This is a genomic window from Microbacterium oleivorans NBRC 103075 (assembly GCF_001552475.1).
GTDB lineage: Bacteria > Actinomycetota > Actinomycetes > Actinomycetales > Microbacteriaceae > Microbacterium > Microbacterium oleivorans.
Genome location: NZ_BCRG01000005.1, coordinates 71,353 through 89,498 on the forward strand (window position 1 = coordinate 71,353; position 18,146 = coordinate 89,498).

Consider the following 18,146-nt stretch of genomic DNA (forward strand, 5'->3'; position numbering starts at 1 on the left):
GGTGCCAGAACCCGTGATCCGCGCCGAAAACCTCGTGAAGGCCTACAAGAGCAAGGGCAAGCCCGACTTCGTCGCCGTCGACGGGCTGTCGTTCGAGGTGGCGCCCGGAGAGTCCTTCGGTCTGCTCGGGCCGAACGGCGCAGGCAAGTCGACGACGATGAAGATGATCGGCGCCGTGTCGACGCGGACGAGCGGCAACCTTGCGATCCTGGGGCTCGACCCCGACCGGTACGGTCCCGAAATCCGCTCGCGCCTGGGTGTCGTGCCGCAGCAGGACAACCTCGACGGCGAGCTCAACGCCCGGGAGAACCTCTACATCTACGGGCGTTACTTCGGCCTTCCCGGCAAGGTGTGCGCCGAGAAGGCTGACGAGCTCCTTGCGTTCGCGCAGCTCGAGGACAAGGCCAAGAACAAGGTCGACCAGCTCTCCGGCGGTATGAAGCGCCGACTCACGATCGCCCGCGGGCTCATCAACGACCCGCGCATCCTCCTCCTCGACGAGCCGACGACCGGTCTCGACCCGCAGGCGCGTCATGTGCTCTGGGACCGCCTGTTCCGCCTCAAGGAGCGCGGCACGACCCTCGTCCTCACGACGCACTACATGGACGAGGCCGAACAGCTCTGCGACCGGCTCGTCGTCGTCGACAAGGGGCGCATCATGGCCGAGGGGAGCCCGTCCTCCCTCATCCGCGAGCACTCCAGCCGGGAGGTGCTCGAGGTGCGCTTCGGGTCCGACCGCAATGAGCAGGTCGCGGCTCAGCTGCAGGGGATCGGCGACCGCGTCGAGGTCCTGCCCGACCGCATCCTCGTCTATGCCCACGACGGCGAAGCCGCTCTCGAACGCGTCACCTCGTCGGGCCTGCAGCCGATGACGAGCCTGGTCCGTCGGTCCAGCCTGGAGGACGTGTTCCTCCGCCTCACCGGACGGTCGCTCATCGAATGAGCGAGACGACACAGGCGGCGCAGCCCACGCTCGACCAGCTGCGCGCGGAGGCGATGGAGTGGGGCCGGCGACCCCGCCGTTTCGGCAGCTGGTACGTCACCGAGCACATGGTCCGGGCGATGCGAGCCTACGGCTGGACCATCGTTGTCGGCGCGCTCGGACAGCCCGTCCTCTATCTGCTCGGCTTGGCGGCCGGGCTCGCCGCTCTCATCCAGACACCCATCGACGACCGCGGCGTGCAGGTCGACTACCTCGTGTTCGTCGCGCCCGCGCTGCTCGTGACGGCTGCCATCTCGGTCGCCTCCGAGGAGATGACCTACCCCGTGATGGCCGGGTTCAAGTGGCGACGGTACTTCTTCGGCTTCAACGCGTCCGCGCTGTCCAGTCCCCAGATCGCGAACGGTGTCATCATCGGCGCCGCCGCCCGCATGACGTTCGCGGTCGCGGCGTACTACCTGTTCATCTGGCTCCTGGGAGCCCTCGGCATCGGGTGGACGACGGTGCCGAATCCCGAGACCGGATGGATCGCGATCCCGGCGGGCATCCTCGCGGGTCTCGCCTTCGGCATCCCGCTCATGGCGTATGCCGGTTGGATCGAAGACGACAAGGGACAGTTCGCTCTCGTGCAGCGGTTCATCTTCATGCCGATGTTCCTGTTCTCGGGCACGTTCTACCCCCTCGATACGCTGCCCGTCTGGCTGCAGTGGATCGGCTGGATCTCGCCGCTCTGGCACGGCGCCGAGCTCGGTCGCCTGGGCACGTACGGTGCCGCAGTGCCGCCGTTGATGATCGTCGTCCACCTCGCGTATCTCGTCGTGCTCGCAGGAGTGGGGTACCTCTGGGGCCGGAAAGTCTTCATCGAAAGGCTCGCCAAGTGAGCGCCGTCGTTGTCGACAGCGCCGCCCGCCGCGGGGGAGTGCGTGCCCTTTGGGCGGGCAACCCCGGCGCCGTCGTGCAGCGCGGGTTCCTCGCCGCGCGCTCGTCGAGCTGGGCGGTCGTGCTCTCCGGGTTCTTCGAACCGGTCTTCTACCTGCTGTCGATGGGGCTCGGCCTCGGCGCGCTCATCGGCACCGTCCAGACCTCGCAGGGCATCGACGTCGATTACAAGGCGTTCATCGCGCCCGCACTGCTCGCCGTCTCGGCGATGAACGGCGCGATCTACGACTCCACGTGGAACGTCTTCTTCAAACTCAACTACGGGAAGCTCTATGAGGGGATGCTGGCCACATCGCTCGGGCCTCTCGACGTCGCCCTCGGCGAGATCCTCTACGCGCTCCTGCGGGGCCTGCTCTACGCGACCGGATTCATGATCGTCATGCAGGTGCTCGGGCTGAACCTCGCCTGGACCGCGATCCTCGCGATTCCGGCAGTACTCCTGATCGCGTTCGGTTTCGCGAGCCTGGGGATGGCGATCACGAGCTACATGAAGACGTTCCAGCACATGGACTGGATCAACTTCGTGCTGCTGCCGATGTTCCTTTTCTCGGCGACGTTCTACCCGATCACGGTGTACCCGGATTGGGTGCAGTCGATCGTCATGGCGCTGCCGCTGTGGCACGGCGTCGAACTCATCCGCGGGCTGACCCTCGGCATCCTGTCGGTCGACATGCTGTGGCACGTTCTGTATTACGTCGTGATGATCGCCGTCGGGCTCGTCTTCACCACGAAGCGGCTGCGCGCGCTGTTCCTCGACTGAGGCTCAGCGGCCGGACTCCATGACCTCGCGCGCCTTGCGGATGCGGCGGGGATTGACCGGATGCGTCGCGAGCACGACCTTGCCTCGGGAGTGCAGCTTCAGCAGGTCGTCGTAGGCCTCGGCGACGTCCGCCAGCGGGTAGAAGCCCGAGACGAGCACGTTCACGGCCCGCTTCTCGGCGAGGTCGACGACCTTGCGGAGCTGCTCGGTCCCGTGAGCGACGGCGTCGGGCTCGTCGGAGAGCAGGGCGACCTCACGGTCGCGACGGTCGGCGCTCGAGCGGAACTTGCCAGCCGGCACGCCGAGAGCCTCGGCGATGTCCTGCCCGTCCTGTCCGAAGTTGTCGATGTACGCGCTCACTCCGTTCGGAGCCAGAGCGCGGATGCGGTCGACGATGCCGTCGCCGTACTGCACCGGCTTCACGCCGAGCTGTCGCAGATAGTCGAAGTTGCGGGCGCCGCACGTACCGATCACGCGGGCGCCGCGATGCATCGCGATCTGCGCCTCGACGCTTCCGACGCCGCCCGCCGCCGCGGAGACGACGACCGTGTCGCCCGCGCCCACTTTGAGCTCGTCGAGGATGTCGAGGGCCGTCGTCCCGGCGAGGTAGAGGCCGCCCGCGGTCTCGAAGGTGACGTTCTTGGGCTTGCGGACCAGGCGGTCCACCGAGACGGTCACATGGCTCGCCTGGGCGCCTGCGCGCAGGTGTCCGACGACGTCGCTCCCCACCGGAAAGCCGGTGGTGTCGGGCCCGACCGCGATGACGGTTCCGGCGAAGCAACTGCCCGATCGGCGCGGGAACTCGTCGTCCCACTCCTTCTCCGCGCCGGAGCGCACGAAGCCGTCGATGTGGTTGAGGCCCATCGTCATGACCTCGACGGTCACCTCGCCCTGGCCAGGCTCAGGGAGCGGCCTCTGCACGAGGTGCAACACCTCGGGTCCGCCGGCCTCGTCGTACTCGACGACCGATGCCTGGGTCACCTTCTTGATCGCCATCGTCCGCTCCTCACGTGCCTGTGTGGCCGACGATAGACCCGCACCGGGTGCGAAGGGAGCTCTTGACAGAAAGGATGCCGCGTCCCTCCCGGTGGGGTGGGCCGCGGCATCCGTCGATTCAGCGGAGGTCAGCGGATGCCGAGGTCCGCGTGTCCGATGTTCGTCTCGTACTCGACGTCCTTCGTCTCCTTCGACAGCCACAGCGCGATGAAGGTGAGGACGGCGGAGCCCGACAGGTAGATGCCGACGAGCCACGGCGAGCCGCCCGCGGCCGCCCACAGTGCGGTCGCCACGATCGGAGCGAGCGCGGCGCCGAGGATCGACGACACGTTGTACGAGATCGCCGACCCCGTGTAGCGGACGTTCGTCGGGAAGAGCTCCGGCAGAAGGGCACCCATCGGTCCGAACGTCGCACCCATGAGCATGAACCCGAGGATGAGGAATCCCTGTACCAGTGCGCCGGTGAACTTCGGGTCGAGCTGGGGCAACAGGAACACGCTGAACAAAAGTCCGAAGACCCCGATGGCTCCGGTGATCCACAGCAGCAGACGGCGGCGTCCGATGGAGTCCGCGACGGGACCGGAGAGCAGCGTGAAGATGCCGAAGAAGACCACGCCGACGATCTGCATGATGACGAAGTCGGTGTATCCGAAGCCGAGGCCCGGAACGTAGGTCGTGGCGTCGAAGGCCGTGCCGGCCGCCTCAGCCGCTGAGGCGGCGCTCTCTGTCGTGGCCTTTGTGCCGTAGGCGAGGGTGAACGCGGTCATCAGGTAGAAGAGCACGTACGTCGCCAGCATGATGAAGGTGCCGAGGATGAGTTGCCGCCAGTGCCGACGGACGACCTCGCCGAGGGGGAACTTGCGGATCGCACCGGTCTTCTCCGCCCTGGCGAACGTCGACGACTCGACGAGCTTGAGCCGAACGTAGAGACCGACGATGACCATGACGGCCGAGAAGAGGAACGGCACGCGCCAGCCCCATTCGAGGAACGCCTCGCTCCGCTGCGCCGGGCCATCGGGGTGGGGGAGCGCGAAGTAGATCGCGAGGAAGACGGAGTTCGCGATGATGAACCCGATCGGAGCTCCCAGCTGCGGGAAGGTGCCGTACCAGGCTCGCTTGCCCTTCGGCGCGTTCTCCGTCGCCACGAGCGCAGCACCCGACCACTCGCCTCCGAGCGCGAAGCCCTGCGCGAGTCGGAGGATGAGCAGCAGGATTGGTGCGACGATGCCGACCTGGCCGTACGTCGGCAGAAAGCCGATGAGGAAGGTGGCGACACCCATCGTGAGGAGTGAGCCGACGAGGGTGGCTTTGCGGCCGAACTTGTCGCCGAAGTGGCCGAAGATCACGGCGCCGACGGGGCGCGCCACCATCGCGGCGCCGAAGATGCTGAACGAGAGCAGCAGGTTCGTGGTGTCGTTGCCGGCAGGGAAGAAGAGGATGGGGAAGACGAGGACGGCGGCGGTCGCGTAGACGTAGAAGTCGTAGAACTCGATCGTCGTGCCGATCAGGCTCGCGGTGATGACGCGGGAGCGCGGATTGGCGGGTGCGACGGATGCCGCGGGTGCTGCGGAAGACATGCGGGGGACCTTCGGAACGAAGCGGTGGGTCCTCATGGGACGTGTCGGCGGCGGATGGCCTCGCAGGGGTGTCGCGGGGACATCACAGCACTGGGATCACCGAGGCGCCGGCGGAGTCGTCGACGCGCAAACCTCCACCCTACTCCCGCGCATCGCGGCGGGAAGCCCCGGTCAGCGCCAGATGACGGCGAGCCCGGCGTTGAGAAGGGTGAGGATGCCGATGGGCCAGAAGATCCCGGCGGGAACCGACCCCGACTTCCGAAGGCGACCCGCACCGGCCCCGAGGAGCCCGCCAATGAGAACAAGCACGACGAGCTTGATGCCGATCTTGGCGTAGTTGAGGTCGTGATCGAGGCCCCACGGGGCCGAGAGCGCGAGTCCGGCGACCAGGGCGATGCCGAGACCCCAGTGCATGATCCGGGTCACCCGGCGCTGCCCGACCAGCTCGACCACCCACGCACCGAAGAGCGTCGCGAACCCGACGAGGTGAACGAGGACGACGATGCTGCGCAGGATCTCCATGCCCTCAGGCTACCTGAAGGTGGCGATCCTGCGCACCGGGAGGGCGCGTGCTCAGCCGCGGAGGTCGCGGAGGACGAGTGCCGTGCGGATGGCGGCATCCGCTGCTTCCGCTCCCTTGTCCTCCTTCGAACCCTCGAGGCCGGCCCGGTCGAGGCCCTGCTGCTCGTCGTCGAGGGTCAGCACGCCGAACCCGACGGGCTTGCCGGTGTCGAGGGCGACCCGTGTGAGGCCGTCGGTCGCAGCCGCCGAGACGAAGTCGAAGTGGGGCGTGCCGCCGCGGATGATCACGCCGAGGGCGACGACCGCGTCAGCACCGGCGTCGAGCGCGGCCTTCGATGCGACGGGGAGCTCGAACGAGCCCGGCACGCGCACGAGTCGCCACGAGGCGCCCGACGCGTCCAGGAGCCGCGCGGCGCCGGCGATCAGCCCGTTGCTGATGGCGTCGTGCCACTGGCCGGCGATGACGACCACCGACATTCCGCTCGCGTCGACCGCTTCGGTCTGGGGTGCTCCGTGTCCGCTCATGCCTTGTGCTCCTCACTGTGCGCGAGAGCCTCGCGCAGCTCGTCGGCGTCGATGATGTGGCCCATGCGATCGGCCTTCGTTGCCAGGTACTGGTGGTTGTTGGCGCCGACTCCGACGAGGAGGGGCACCTGATCGACGATCGACAGGCCGAGGGCCCGCAGCTGCGAGACCTTGTCGGTGTTGTTCGTCAGCAGCCGGATCTGCGCGACGCCGAGGTCCTGCAGGATGCCGGCCGCCGCCGCGTAATCGCGGGCGTCGGCGGGGAGGCCGAGGGCCAGGTTGGCGTCGACGGTGTCGAGGCCGCGCTCCTGCAGGCTGTAGGCGCGCAGCTTGTTGATGAGGCCGATGCCGCGGCCCTCATGGCCGCGCATGTAGATGACGATGCCGCCGTCCTGCTCGATCGCGTCGAGCGCCGCCTCGAGCTGCGGACCGCACTCGCATTTCAGCGAGCCGAACGCTTCGCCCGTCAGGCACTCGGAGTGCACGCGCACGAGAGGTGCGTCCTCGGTGAGGTCGCCGGAGACGACCGCGATGTGGTCGGTGCCGGTGATCCGGTCCTTGTACGCGAGGAAGCGGAACTCGCCGTGCGAGGTCGGCACGGTGGCTTCGGCACGGAGGCTCACCCGACGCTTGGGGAAGCCGTCGGCGTGGGCGGACGTGCTGTCGCCGTCGGACGCGTTGAGGTGCGCGATGAGCTGCTCGATCGTGATGACGGGGATGCCTTCCCGCTCGCCCATCTCGAGGAGCCCCGGCATCCGCATCATGCTGCCGTCATCGGCGACGACCTCGCCGATGACACCGACGGGCTGGAGGCCCGCGAGCTGCATGAGCTCCACAGCGGCTTCGGTGTGGCCCGCGCGCTCGCGGATGCCGCCGTCGACGGCGCGGAGCGGCAGGACGTGACCGGGACGGATGAGCGACGAGGGGACGGAGTTCGGGTCCGCGAGGACGTTGACCGTGCGGGCGCGGTCGGAGGCGCTGATGCCGGTCGTGACACCCTCGGCGGCGTCGACGCTGACCGTGTACGCGGTGCTCCGGGCATCCTGGTTGACCTCCACCATCGGCGGCAGGTCGAGGCGGTCGGCCCAGTCGGCGGGCATCGGTGCGCAGAGGAAACCGCTGGACCAGCGGATGGTCCAGGCGAGCCACTCCGGCGAGGCGAGCTCGGCGGACAGGATGATGTCGCCCTCGTTCTCGCGGCTCTCGTCGTCGGCGACCAGGATCGGCCGGCCTTCCTTGAGGGCTGCCAGGGCGTCGGGGATGGTGGAAAGGCTCATCGGGAGCCTCCTTCTTCTGTGGTCGGGATGCCGTCGGGCGAGGCGAATCGGAGCAGGCGCTGCACGTGCCGCGCCAGGATGTCGGTTTCGAGGTTGACCGGGTCGCCGGGCGTCAGCGCGCCGAGGGTGGTCACCTCGAGGGTTTCGGGGATGAGGGAGATCTCGAACCAGTGGGTCGAGGCGTCTGCGTCGGACACGGCCGAGACGGTGAGGGAGACGCCCTGCACCGTGATCGAGCCCTTGTCGACGACGAGGGGGGCGAGCTCTGCCGGGAGCGAGACACGGATGACGCGCCACTGCTCGCCGGGGCGCACCTCGAGCACCTCGCCGGTGCCGTCGACGTGCCCCTGCACGATGTGACCGCCGAGGCGCGTGTGCGCGGCGAGTGCCCGCTCCACGTTGACCGGCGAGCCGACGGCGAGGGTGCCGAGGGTCGACATGTCGAGCGTCTGCTTCATGACGTCGGCGGTGAAGCCTTCAGAGGTCTGCTCGGTGACGGTGAGGCACACGCCGCTGATCGAGATCGAGTCGCCGCGTGCTGCGTCCGAGACTGCGAGGGGAGCGCGCACGGCGAGGCGGACGCCGTCGCCGGACGGCTCGATCGCGGTGATGACGCCCTGCTCTTCGATGATGCCCGTGAACATCAGCTCTCCTTCGGGGTCAGGGTGACGAGGATGTCGTCGCCGAGTCTGTCGACACCGACGATGTCGAGTCGCCGCTGTTCTGCGATGGTCGCGACGCCGATGTCGCCGACGGCGACGCGCTCGCCGCCGATCAGGGTCGGAGCGATGTAGACGAGGACCTCGTCGACGAGCCCCTGCCGCAGGAACGAGGCCGCGAGTGTCGGACCGCCTTCGAGGAACACGCGGTGCGCCCCGAGCTCGCGCAGGCGGTCGAGGAGGTCGCGCAGGTCGTCGCCCTCGTCCTGCATGAACGGTCGCGGGTGCGAGCGCACGCGCGCCTCCTGCGGCACGGCGCGCGTTCCGACGACGACGGGACGGGGCTGGTCCTCGAAGAGGTCACCGTCCTCCCTGCGCGCGGTGAGCGCGGGGTCGTCGGCGAGCACCGTGCCGGTTCCGACGACGATCGCGTCGGCGAGGGATCGCCGACGGTGGACGTCTGCGCGCGCGTCCGGCCCGGTGATCCACTGGCTGGTGCCGTCGGATGCCGCGGCCCGCCCGTCGAGCGACTGCGCCCACTTCACGGTGACGTGAGGCCGGCCGAGGCGCTGGACGGTCAGCCACGACTCGATGAGCTGTTCGCCCTCTTCGCGGAGCACGCCGCCGTCGACGTCGATGCCGGCGGCGCGAAGCCGTTCGGCGCCGCCCGATGACACGGCGCCGGGGTCTTTGGCGGAATAGACCACTCGTGCGACGCCCGCCTCGATGAGCGCGACCGCACACGGACCGGTGCGTCCCGTGTGGTTGCACGGCTCGAGGGTCACGACGGCGGTCGCGCCGCGTGCGGCATCCGGGTCCAGTTTCGACAGGGCGTCGATCTCGGCGTGGGGTGTGCCGGCACCGTGGTGCCACCCCTCGGCGAGGATCTCACCGGTGGGGGAGAGGATGACGGCGCCGACTTGGGGGTTCAGCCCTCGCGGTCCCCGCGTTGCGAGCGCGAACGCATGACGGAGCGCGGTGCGCTCTGCATCGGTGACACTCATCCGGATCCTCACGATGGGGTGTTCCGGGGCGCGGGCGCTGCAGACGGCTGCGCGGGCTCGCGCGTCCGTCCGTGCTGCCTCCCATCCGGACTAGCGACTTGCGTCGCATCACCGTCGGTTCCGGAATTCCACCGGGTCAGCAGGACCAGAGGTCCCGCTCGCGGACTGTCACCGCCGGTTCGGATTCTCACCGACCCCGGAGCACGTTTCTTGCTCTTGCAGTGTAATCAACCGTCTTGCGCCCGATTCATTCCCTGTCTTCTCTTGACATCCGGCGTCACTCGGCGAGGGACCGGGCGGTCGCCTCGTCGACGACCAGCTCGGTGACGAGCCGCGCCGCGAGTGCTCCGCGCAGACTGTCGCGCTTGTCGACGCCCGACACGACGCACACCCGGCTCGGGACGCGGCGGAGCACGTCGAACCGAGGGCCCGTCGCCCGGTCGTTCAGCTCGATGCCTCGGGTCGAGCCGTCAAGCCGGTAGAAGACGGTGGCGACGTCGCCGACGACCCCCTCCTGGTCGAGTGCTGCGAGTTCCTCGGGCTCGAGGTAACCGCCGGAGTACACGTGGCTCGGCACCCGGGAGTCCGCCGCGCCCACGCTGAAGACGACGAGGTCCATCGCGGCGTGCATGTCGAGGATGCGGGTCGTGCTGCGCTCCCGCCACATGGCGTGCTTCGTACGCGGATCGTCGAAGAACGCCGGCACGGGAAACTGCTGCGCGCTGCCGCCATAGGCGACGGCGAACCGGCTGAGGATGTCGCTGGCGTAGAGGAGTCCGGTCGTCCGGGTGTTCCCCGAGCCGTTGAGCTGCACGAACGTCGTCCCGTGCACCGCCTTCGGGACAAGGCGACGACTGACGGCAGCGGTGGTCGACCCCCAGGCGATGCCGACCGTGGCATCGGGCACCACGAGGTCGCCCAGCAAATGAGCGGCAGCGGTCGCCACGCGCTCGAGCCGCTCGACGTCGCTCGCATCGTCGGGCACCGGGACGACGTGCGCCGTGATGCCGTACCGGTCGGCCAGGTTCTGCTCGAGCAGCTGAGGTGCGGCGAAGGGGGAGCGGATGCGGATGTCGACGATGCCGGTCGCCCGGGCCCGCGAGAGCAGTCGAGACACGGTCGAGCGGGAGGTCCCCAGCTCGCGCGCGATCGCCTCCATCGTGCGGTCCTGCACGTAGTACAGGTGCGCCGCGGTGAGCGCGCGACGGATGTCTTCGGGATCGAGTGTGTCTTCCACGAAGGACAGTGTGCACGTATGTGCAAGCGAACTGCAATCCCGTCCACGAATGTCATCATTGGTCCCAACAGCCACTCCGGTGGCGGTCTGAGGCGACCGGGTCGACACCCGGCAGAAGTGGGAGTGTGACGTGGATTCCGAGATCCGACGGACGACGACGGTGCTGCGCGAGCGGCCCCAGGCTGACGTGCTCATCATCGGCGGCGGCATCAACGGCGTCGCGACCTTCCGCGACCTGGCCCTGCAGGGGATCGACGTCGCCCTTGTCGAGCGCAACGACTTCCTCTCCGGCGCGTCAGCGGCGTCGAGCCACATGATCCACGGCGGCATCCGCTACCTCGAGAACGGCGAGCTCCGCCTCGTCCACGAAGCCGTCACCGAGCGCAACGACCTCCTCACCACGGCGGCCCACTACGTCCGGCCCCTCCGGACCACCGTGCCGATCTTCTCGACGTTCTCGGGCCTGCTCTCCGCGCCGCTGCGGATGGTACTCCACCGCAAGACGGCCTCGACCGAGCGTGGTGCCCTGCTGATCAAGGTCGGCCTCATCATCTACGACTCGTTCTCCCGCGGTGGCGGCAAGGTTCCCCGCCACACGTTCCACGGTCGCCGCCGGTCGCTCCGTGCGCTGCCCGACCTGAACCCCGACGTGAAGTACACGGCCACCTACTGGGATGCCTCCCTCCGCGACCCCGAGCGTCTCGGCCTCGACCTGGTGCGCGACGGCGTCGCCGTGGGCGGCAGCCGTGCCCGCGCCGCCAACTACGTCTCCGCCGCGGGCGTCCAGGACGGCAAGGTCGTGCTCCGCGACGAGGTGACCGGTGAGGAGTTCCCGTTTGCGGCATCCGTCGTCCTCAATGCGGCAGGCCCGTGGACCGACCTCGCGAACCGCGCCCTCGGCGACGCCACCCACTTCATGGGCGGCACCAAGGGGTCGCACATCGTCCTCGATCACCCCGAGCTGATGCAGGCCACCGGCGGTCGGGAGCTCTTCTTCGAGCACTCCGACGGTCGCATCGTCCTCATCTACCCGCTCAACGGCCGCGTTCTGGTCGGCACGAGCGACCTCGAGCACGACATGTCCGAGCCGGCCGTCTGCACCGAGGAGGAGGTCGACTACTTCCTCGACCTCATCGGTCACGTCTTCCCGACGATCCCCGTGGACCGCTCGCAGATCGTCCACCGCTACTCGGGCGTCCGTCCCCTTCCCGGCCACGGTGACATCGCCGCGGGATTCGTCTCCCGCGACTACCGGATCGAAGAGGCCGTGCTTCCCGGGTCGGACCGCGTCCCGGTGCTGAGCCTCGTCGGCGGAAAGTGGACGACCTTCCGTGCTGTCGCCGCTCGTCTCACCGACGAGCTGTTGGGACGGATCGGTCGCGACCGCGTCCGCTCGACCAAGGGACTGCCCATCGGCGGCGCCGTCGGGTTCCCCCGCACCGACGCCGACCGCGACGAGTGGGTGCACCAGCACCTGTCCGACTTCGGCCTCGAGCGCGGAACCCGGATGCTGCACCGCTACGGCACGCACGCCCTCGCCGTCGCGGCGTCGATCCGCGAGGACGACGCCGATGCGCCGCTCGCTTCGCTTCCGCGGTTCAGCTCGGGCGAGTTCCGTCACATCGCCCGCACCGAGTCGATCGTCCACCTCGACGACATCCTCCTCCGCCGCACCAACATCGCTTTCCGCGGTGAGGCGACGGTCGAGGTCATCGAAGAAGTGGCAGACGCCATCGCCGATGTGATGGGGTGGGATGCCGCAGCGCGCCGCTTCGAGATCGATCGGGCGCTCGCCGCGGCACATGCCGCCGATCCCGTCGCCGTCTGACGCTGACTCCGGCACTTCCGTCGCCGCGACCTGGCGACGAGCACTCGAAGAGGAGACGAGACGTGGCCGAACACGTGATCGCCATCGACCAGGGAACCACCTCGACACGCGCGATCGTGTTCGACGGCGAAGGGGCCCTCATCGCCACCGCGCAGCGGGAGCACGAGCAGATCTTCCCCCGCGCCGGGCGGGTCGAACACGACCCCGTGGAGATCTGGACGAACACGGAGTGGGTACTCGCTCGCGCCCTCAACCAGGTCGGGCTGTCGGCGGCCGACGTCGCCGCGATCGGCGTCACCAATCAGCGCGAGACGGCGATCGTGTGGGACCGGCGGACCGGTCGACCCATCCACAACGCCCTCGTCTGGCAGGACACACGGACTCAGCCCGCGATCGACCGGCTCATCGACGCTCACGGCGTCGACGCGTTCGCCGACGTCACCGGGCTGCCGCTCGCGTCGTATTTCTCGGCCTCCAAGATCGCGTGGATTCTCGACAACGTCGACGGCGCCCGCGAGGCGGCGAAGACCGGTGATCTGCTCTTCGGCACGCCCGACACCTGGATCGTCTGGAACCTCACGGGCGGGAGCGACGGCGGCATCCACATCACCGACGTCACCAACGCGAGCCGCACCCTGCTGATGGATCTGAAGACCCTCGACTGGTCGGACGACATGCTGCAGGTGTGGGACATCCCTCGTGAGATGCTCCCCGAGATCCGCTCGTCCTCGGAGGTCTACGGCGAGGTCGTGCAGCCGCGGGTCGCCCGCGGCATCCGTATCGCCGGCATCCTCGGCGACCAGCAGGCGGCGACCTTCGGACAGGCGGCGTTCGACGCCGGACAGTCCAAGAACACCTACGGCACCGGCAATTTCCTCCTCGTCGGCACCGGCACCGAGCTCGTCCGTTCGCAGGCCGGTCTCATCACGACGGTCGCCTACCGCCTGGGGGACGAGCCCGCGCACTACGCGCTCGAAGGGTCGATCGCCGTCACGGGCTCGCTCGTACAATGGCTGCGCGACAACCTCGGGATCATCTCGGAGTCCGCCGAGGTCGAGCGTCTCGCCCGGAGCGTCGAGGACAACGGCGGCGCCTACTTCGTGCCCGCCTTCTCGGGCCTCTTCGCCCCCTACTGGCGCCCCGATGCCCGCGGCGCGCTGGTCGGCCTCACCCGCTACGTCACGAAGGCGCACATCGCGCGGGCGGCCCTCGAGGCCACCGCGTTCCAGACGCGCGACGTCATCACGGCCGTCATCTCCGACACCGGCCGTGACCTCGACGAGCTGCGCGTCGACGGCGGCATGACGCGCAACGACATGCTCATGCAGTTCCAGGCCGACATCCTCGGGATCCCCGTGATCCGCCCCAAGGTGGTCGAGACGACCGCGCTCGGAGCCGCCTACGCGGCCGGTCTCGCCGTCGGCGTCTGGTCGGACAAGGACGCCCTCCGCGGCTACTGGCAGGAAGACCGCCGGTTCGAGCCGCAGATGGACCCCGACGAGCGCGACCGTCGCTGCCGCCTGTGGGCGAAGGCCGTCGAGAAGTCCATGGGCTGGGTCGACGACGACGCACGCGTGCTCGCCGGCACCGTCTGACCTACTTCAGCAGGCGCGACAGCCGCCGGTCGGCGAGGATCTTGCCGCCCGTCTGACACGTCGGGCAGTACTCCAGGCTGTTGTCGGCGAAGAAGACAGATCGCACTTCGTCGCCGCACACGGGACAGATCTCGCCGCGGCGACCGTGCACGGCCATGCCGCGACGTTTCGCGTCCTTGAGGTCGGCGGGCGGTTTGCCGGACGCCGCGGCCACCGCATCCGTCAGCGTCTGCCGCGTCGCGGCGTAGAGCCGATCGATCTCGGCATCCGTCAGCCCCGCAGCCAAAGCGTAGGGCGACATCTTCGCGGCGTGCAGAATCTCGTCGGAGTAGGCGTTCCCGATACCGGCGACGATCGACTGATCGCGGAGGACGCCCTTGATCTGCGTGCGTCGGCCGGCGAGGAGCCCGGCGAGAGTCTCGCGCGTGAACGACTGATCGAGCGGGTCAGGTCCGAGCCGTGCGATGCCGGGGACGTCGGCGGGGGATCGGGCGGCGTAGTAGGCGAGCGACTTCTTCGAGCCGGCCTCGGTCAGGTCGAACCCCGACCCGTCGTCGAATCCCACTCGGAGGGCGATCGGTGTCCTACCCGGACGGATGACCGTCGCGGGCAGCTGCTCGTACCAGCGGAGCCAGCCCGCCTTGGCGAGGTGGAAGATCAGGTGGGCCCCGGCATCGGTCTCGAGGTCGATGAATTTGCCGTGGCGGAACGCGCCGGTGACCTGTGCGCCGGTGATGGCGTCGATCGGCGGGTCGTACGTCTTGAGGGCAGCGATGTTCGCGACGGACACCTTCGTGACGGTCAGTCCGGTCGCGCGCTCGCCGAGGAAGTCGACCAGTCCCTGCACCTCGGGCATCTCAGGCATGGGCTCATCCTGCCATCGGCGGAGGACTCGGGTCAGGGGGTTGTCAGAGGACCGGCCAGGGTTGCGGCGCGCGGTCGTCGGTCGCGAGCACGGCGGCGATCCAGCCGTCGTCCCGGCCGCGCGGACCGGAGAGGCCCTGGCGCAGAGTGCCTTCGAAGCGGAAGCCGAGCTTCTGTGCGCCGCGGGCCGACGCGTGGTTGCCGACGATCGCCCGCCACTGTATCCGCGTCAGCGAGAGCGGCTCGGCGAACCCGAAGTCCACGACCGCGGCCGCCGCCTCGGTGAGGAAGCCGTGGCCTCGAGCGGCGGCATCCAGCCAGAATCCGATCTCGGCGGCGCCCTGCTTCTCGACCCGGTGCAGTCCGATCATCCCGATCCAGCGGCCCTCGTGGCGAACGCCCCAGGTGAGCTCGCTCTCCTCGTCCCACCACGTCGCGGCCTTGTCGATGAATTCTTCGGCGTGCGTCCGCTCGTAGGGCGAGGGGAGCGTCGTCCAGCGCGGCACCTCAGAATCCTGCGCCGCCGCCGTGATGGCATCGACATCAGCCGCCGTGGGCACCGACAGTTCGAGCCGCTCCGTCCGCAGGGTCACCGGTTCCATGCCCTCACGCTACCGGCGGTCGTGTGCCGTTCTCCGGACATCCCGGGTGACGGAGCGTCAATGCCACCTCCGTGGCTCGGTCTTCCGGAGAACGGGACGCGGGTGGGCGACCTGCCCGCCCGGTGGCCCTCGGTGCAACACGCCAAGCCGGATGGTCCGGCATGTGCCGTTCTCCGGAGGGAACGCACCTCGCAGCCGGAGGTGTCGCTTCCCGCAGCGCTGCTCCGGAGAACGGTCCGCGTTTTCTGCACCTCGCCGATTGCCACTTCGGGATTGGCGTCACCTGTGGAGAGGGCCGGAGGTCGATTGCGCACCGGCCAGGGTGGGCGGCATGTGGGAGAGCGAACGTCGGGCGTTCCGGCAGCGGGCTGCGGATGTCCTTGCAACCCCGGTAGTGAGCACTGCGCAGCTCCGGGCAGAAGGGGTGAGCAAGCGCGCGATCGCTGCGGCGATCCGGGAGGGGCGGCTGATTCGTGCGCGCCGGGGCAACTACCTTGCCGCCGGCACCGACCCGGCGCTGGTCGCCGCCGTCGAGGCAGGAGGAGTGCTGAGTTGCGTGAGCGCGTTGCGGCTGTTGGGAGTCTTCGTGCTCGACGGCGGGGGTCTCCACGTCCTCGTGCCGCCCCACTCGACTCGGCTGAAGCCCTCCGCCGACGAGCGGATCGTGCGTCACTGGCTCCCGTCGTCGGACGGCCATCTCCCTCGCCGAGCGTGCGCTCACCCGATCGACACGCTCGCGCACGCGGTGCGCTGCCAGCCTCCGCGGGCCGCTGTGGCCTCGCTGGACAGTTCGCTGCACACAGGGCTGATCCGACCGAGCGACGTGACGGAGGTGTTCGCCCTCCTCCCGAAGCGGTTCGCGACGCTGGTGCCACTACTTGATGGCCGGGCGGAGTCCGGGCCGGAAACGCTCGCTCGACTTCTCATACGCGGCATCACCAGGGATGTCGACCTGCAGGTGCGCATCGATGGGGTGGGCAGGGTCGACCTCCTGGTGAACGGGTGGCTGGTGATCGAATGCGACAGCGAGGCTCATCACCTCGGGTCGGAGGCATACCGTTTCGATCGCACCCGAGACCTCGCGTTGGCCGAGCGCGGATACACCGTCCTGCGGCTGACAGCCGCCGACATCATGTGGCGACCCGAGCGGGTGGCCTCGGCGGTTCGCGGCCTGCTCCGCTCCCGGCGTCGGGTGTGAGTCCGTCAGCGTGCCGTTCTCCGGATGGATCCCACCACCCCGGCACCTCGGCTCTGTCACCGACCGTTCATCCGGAGAACGGCACGCAACCGGCCCCGTCGCCCCGAACGCTCAGCCCTCGGGGCTGAACCCCGAACGCTCAGCCCTCGGGGTGCTGCTGGATCCAGACGGCCATCGCGGCCAGATTGGCCAGCGGAGCCATCGCACCGATGACCGGCACGTCGAACACCATCGACTCGACGCCCGCCTCCGCGTAGGACGCGACCCAGCCGGCGGCATCCGGCAGGGGGACGGCCAGCAGGCGGTCGACCTCTTCCTTCGGGATGCCGAAGCCCGCCGCCGCGTCCTGCGCGCGCTGCGGCGTCGAGAACGCGAAGATCGCCGGGCCCTGCTCGGTCGCCGCGGCGAACGGGGTGGGCTGGTCGTCGGTTCCGCGCGCGATGAAGATCCACTTGTCTAAAGCGAAGACCGCTCGCCACAGTCGCTCTTGCGCCTCGCGGTCGTCGGGCGCCGCCATAGAGGGTCCCGCCGCGGCGTCGATGGCGGCGACGAGGGCTGCGTCAGGATCGAGCTGCGAGGCGGAGGGATCAGACACGACGCAGCAGTCCGAGCTTGTCGTAGACGTCGCCGAGGGTACGGTCGGCGACCTCCTCGGCACGCGCGGCGTTCGCCGCGAGCACGCGATCGAGTTCGGCGGGGTCGTCGAGCAGTTCGAGCGCACGCTCGCGCACGGGCTCGAACTCGCTGACGACGACCTCGGCCAGCCCCTTCTTGAAGTCGCCGTACCCGCGTCCTGCGTACTCGTCCTCAATGGACGTGATCTCGCGGCCGGTGAGGGCTGCGTAGATGACGAGCAGATTCGAGACGCCGGGCTTCTCGTCCCGGTCGTAGCGGACCACGCCCTCCGAGTCGGTGACCGCCCGCATGACCTTCTTCGCCGACTTCGACGGGTCATCGAGGAGCCACAGGACCCCGGCATCCGATTCGGCGGATTTCGACATCTTCGACGTCGGGTTCTGAAGGTCGTAGATGCGCGCTGTGTCCTTCTGGATGACCGGCTTCGGCACGCGGAACGCCTCGCCGAAGCGGCTGTTGAAGCGTTCCGCGAGGTCGCGGGTCAGCTCGACGTGCTGCTTCTGGTCATCGCCGACGGGCACGATGTCGGTCTGGTACAGCAGGATGTCGGCGGCCATGAGGACCGGGTAGGTGAACAGGCCGACGTTCGTGGCATCCGTGCCGTAGCGCGCCGACTTGTCCTTGAACTGGGTCATCCGACCCGCCTCGCCGAAGCCGGTGATGGTCGACAGCACCCAGGCCAGCTCGGCGTGCGCGCGGACGTGCGACTGCACGTACAGGGTCGACTTGGCGGGTTCGATGCCGGCCGCGATGTACTGGGCAGCGGTCCGGCGGGTCTTCTCACGAAGCTCCGACGGATCGTTCGGCTGGGTGAGAGCGTGCAGGTCGACGACGGAGAAGAACGCGTCGTAGGACTCCTGCAGGTCCCGCCACTGCATGAGCGCCCCGATGTAGTTACCGATCTGAAGGGAGTCGGCGGAGGGCTGCATTCCGGAGTACAGGCGGGGTTTGCTCACCCTACGATCCTAGGCGCGAACGGATGCCGCG

Annotated in this window: 18 protein-coding genes and 1 riboswitch; of the genes, 6 read left to right on the plus strand and 12 right to left on the minus strand. The window is 68.9% G+C overall.

Annotation, left to right across the window (positions count from 1 at the left end; translation table 11 throughout):
* The first annotated feature begins 1 nt into the window (after window position 1).
* From MO1_RS07360 to MO1_RS07370, 3 genes are read left to right on the plus strand one after another with little or no spacing between them, the layout of a single operon-like run.
* The gene (locus tag MO1_RS07360; protein ID WP_060915671.1) at window positions 2-943 is read left to right on the plus strand and encodes an ABC transporter ATP-binding protein; all 942 of its coding nucleotides are present in this window, start codon (window positions 2-4) and stop codon (window positions 941-943) included.
* The gene (locus tag MO1_RS07365) at window positions 940-1,821 is read left to right on the plus strand and encodes an ABC transporter permease (protein ID WP_036312868.1); all 882 of its coding nucleotides are present in this window, start codon (window positions 940-942) and stop codon (window positions 1,819-1,821) included. Before MO1_RS07360 ends, MO1_RS07365 begins: the two co-directional genes overlap by 4 nt.
* Window positions 1,818-2,639 carry an ABC transporter permease gene (locus MO1_RS07370; RefSeq protein WP_060915672.1) on the plus strand — a complete coding sequence of 274 codons (822 nt, stop codon included), beginning with the start codon at window positions 1,818-1,820 and terminating at the stop codon, window positions 2,637-2,639. Before MO1_RS07365 ends, MO1_RS07370 begins: the two co-directional genes overlap by 4 nt.
* Window positions 2,640-2,642: 3 nt before the next feature.
* On the opposite strand, the gene MO1_RS07375 is transcribed toward MO1_RS07370, so the two are convergent.
* The 8 genes from MO1_RS07375 to MO1_RS07410 form a co-directional block, all read right to left on the minus strand.
* Window positions 2,643-3,635 (minus strand): NADP-dependent oxidoreductase, encoded by a 993-nt coding sequence (locus tag MO1_RS07375; RefSeq protein ID WP_060915673.1) that lies wholly within the window; start codon window positions 3,633-3,635, stop codon window positions 2,643-2,645.
* 128 nt (window positions 3,636-3,763) lie between these two features.
* Window positions 3,764-5,212 carry an MFS transporter gene (locus MO1_RS07380; RefSeq protein WP_060915674.1) on the minus strand — a complete coding sequence of 483 codons (1,449 nt, stop codon included), beginning with the start codon at window positions 5,210-5,212 and terminating at the stop codon, window positions 3,764-3,766.
* Window positions 5,213-5,383: 171 nt separating this feature from the next.
* Window positions 5,384-5,734: a hypothetical protein gene (locus tag MO1_RS07385; RefSeq protein ID WP_060915675.1), complete on the minus strand. Its 351-nt coding sequence runs from the start codon at window positions 5,732-5,734 to the stop codon at window positions 5,384-5,386.
* Between the two features lie 51 nt (window positions 5,735-5,785).
* Window positions 5,786-6,259 (minus strand): 6,7-dimethyl-8-ribityllumazine synthase, encoded by a 474-nt coding sequence (gene ribH, locus MO1_RS07390; RefSeq protein WP_060915676.1) that lies wholly within the window; start codon window positions 6,257-6,259, stop codon window positions 5,786-5,788.
* Window positions 6,256-7,536: a bifunctional 3,4-dihydroxy-2-butanone-4-phosphate synthase/GTP cyclohydrolase II gene (locus MO1_RS07395; protein ID WP_036312849.1), complete on the minus strand. Its 1,281-nt coding sequence runs from the start codon at window positions 7,534-7,536 to the stop codon at window positions 6,256-6,258. Before MO1_RS07395 ends, ribH begins: the two co-directional genes overlap by 4 nt.
* Window positions 7,533-8,180, minus strand: coding sequence for a riboflavin synthase (locus MO1_RS07400; RefSeq protein WP_036312847.1), 648 nt, complete (start codon window positions 8,178-8,180; stop codon window positions 7,533-7,535). The genes MO1_RS07395 and MO1_RS07400 overlap by 4 nt, the downstream gene beginning before the upstream one ends.
* Window positions 8,180-9,199: a bifunctional diaminohydroxyphosphoribosylaminopyrimidine deaminase/5-amino-6-(5-phosphoribosylamino)uracil reductase RibD gene (ribD, locus tag MO1_RS07405; protein ID WP_060915677.1), complete on the minus strand. Its 1,020-nt coding sequence runs from the start codon at window positions 9,197-9,199 to the stop codon at window positions 8,180-8,182. Before ribD ends, MO1_RS07400 begins: the two co-directional genes overlap by 1 nt.
* Before the next feature lie 68 nt (window positions 9,200-9,267).
* A riboswitch (FMN riboswitch) is annotated at window positions 9,268-9,407 on the minus strand.
* Window positions 9,408-9,476: 69 nt separating this feature from the next.
* The gene (locus MO1_RS07410) at window positions 9,477-10,436 is read right to left on the minus strand and encodes a sugar-binding transcriptional regulator (RefSeq protein WP_036312843.1); all 960 of its coding nucleotides are present in this window, start codon (window positions 10,434-10,436) and stop codon (window positions 9,477-9,479) included.
* 130 nt (window positions 10,437-10,566) lie between these two features.
* Between MO1_RS07410 and MO1_RS07415 the strand changes: the two genes are divergently transcribed.
* Window positions 10,567-12,264, plus strand: a complete 1,698-nt coding sequence (locus MO1_RS07415; protein ID WP_060915678.1) for a glycerol-3-phosphate dehydrogenase/oxidase — start codon at window positions 10,567-10,569, stop codon at window positions 12,262-12,264.
* Between the two features lie 62 nt (window positions 12,265-12,326).
* Complete coding sequence (gene glpK / locus MO1_RS07420) at window positions 12,327-13,859, plus strand: glycerol kinase GlpK (protein ID WP_060915679.1); 1,533 nt, start codon at window positions 12,327-12,329, stop codon at window positions 13,857-13,859.
* A gap of 1 nt (window position 13,860) precedes the next feature.
* On the opposite strand, the gene MO1_RS07425 is transcribed toward glpK, so the two are convergent.
* Complete coding sequence (locus MO1_RS07425; RefSeq protein ID WP_036312836.1) at window positions 13,861-14,724, minus strand: Fpg/Nei family DNA glycosylase; 864 nt, start codon at window positions 14,722-14,724, stop codon at window positions 13,861-13,863.
* 43 nt (window positions 14,725-14,767) lie between these two features.
* Window positions 14,768-15,325, minus strand: coding sequence for a GNAT family N-acetyltransferase (locus tag MO1_RS07430; RefSeq protein ID WP_060915680.1), 558 nt, complete (start codon window positions 15,323-15,325; stop codon window positions 14,768-14,770).
* A gap of 394 nt (window positions 15,326-15,719) precedes the next feature.
* Between MO1_RS07430 and MO1_RS14745 the strand changes: the two genes are divergently transcribed.
* Window positions 15,720-16,523 carry a type IV toxin-antitoxin system AbiEi family antitoxin domain-containing protein gene (locus tag MO1_RS14745; RefSeq protein WP_167542027.1) on the plus strand — a complete coding sequence of 268 codons (804 nt, stop codon included), beginning with the start codon at window positions 15,720-15,722 and terminating at the stop codon, window positions 16,521-16,523.
* Window positions 16,524-16,662: 139 nt separating this feature from the next.
* On the opposite strand, the gene MO1_RS07440 is transcribed toward MO1_RS14745, so the two are convergent.
* Complete coding sequence (locus MO1_RS07440) at window positions 16,663-17,118, minus strand: hypothetical protein (protein WP_060915682.1); 456 nt, start codon at window positions 17,116-17,118, stop codon at window positions 16,663-16,665.
* The gene (gene trpS / locus MO1_RS07445) at window positions 17,111-18,115 is read right to left on the minus strand and encodes a tryptophan--tRNA ligase (RefSeq protein ID WP_082724386.1); all 1,005 of its coding nucleotides are present in this window, start codon (window positions 18,113-18,115) and stop codon (window positions 17,111-17,113) included. The genes MO1_RS07440 and trpS overlap by 8 nt, the downstream gene beginning before the upstream one ends.
* Between the last annotated feature and the right edge of the window lie 31 nt (window positions 18,116-18,146).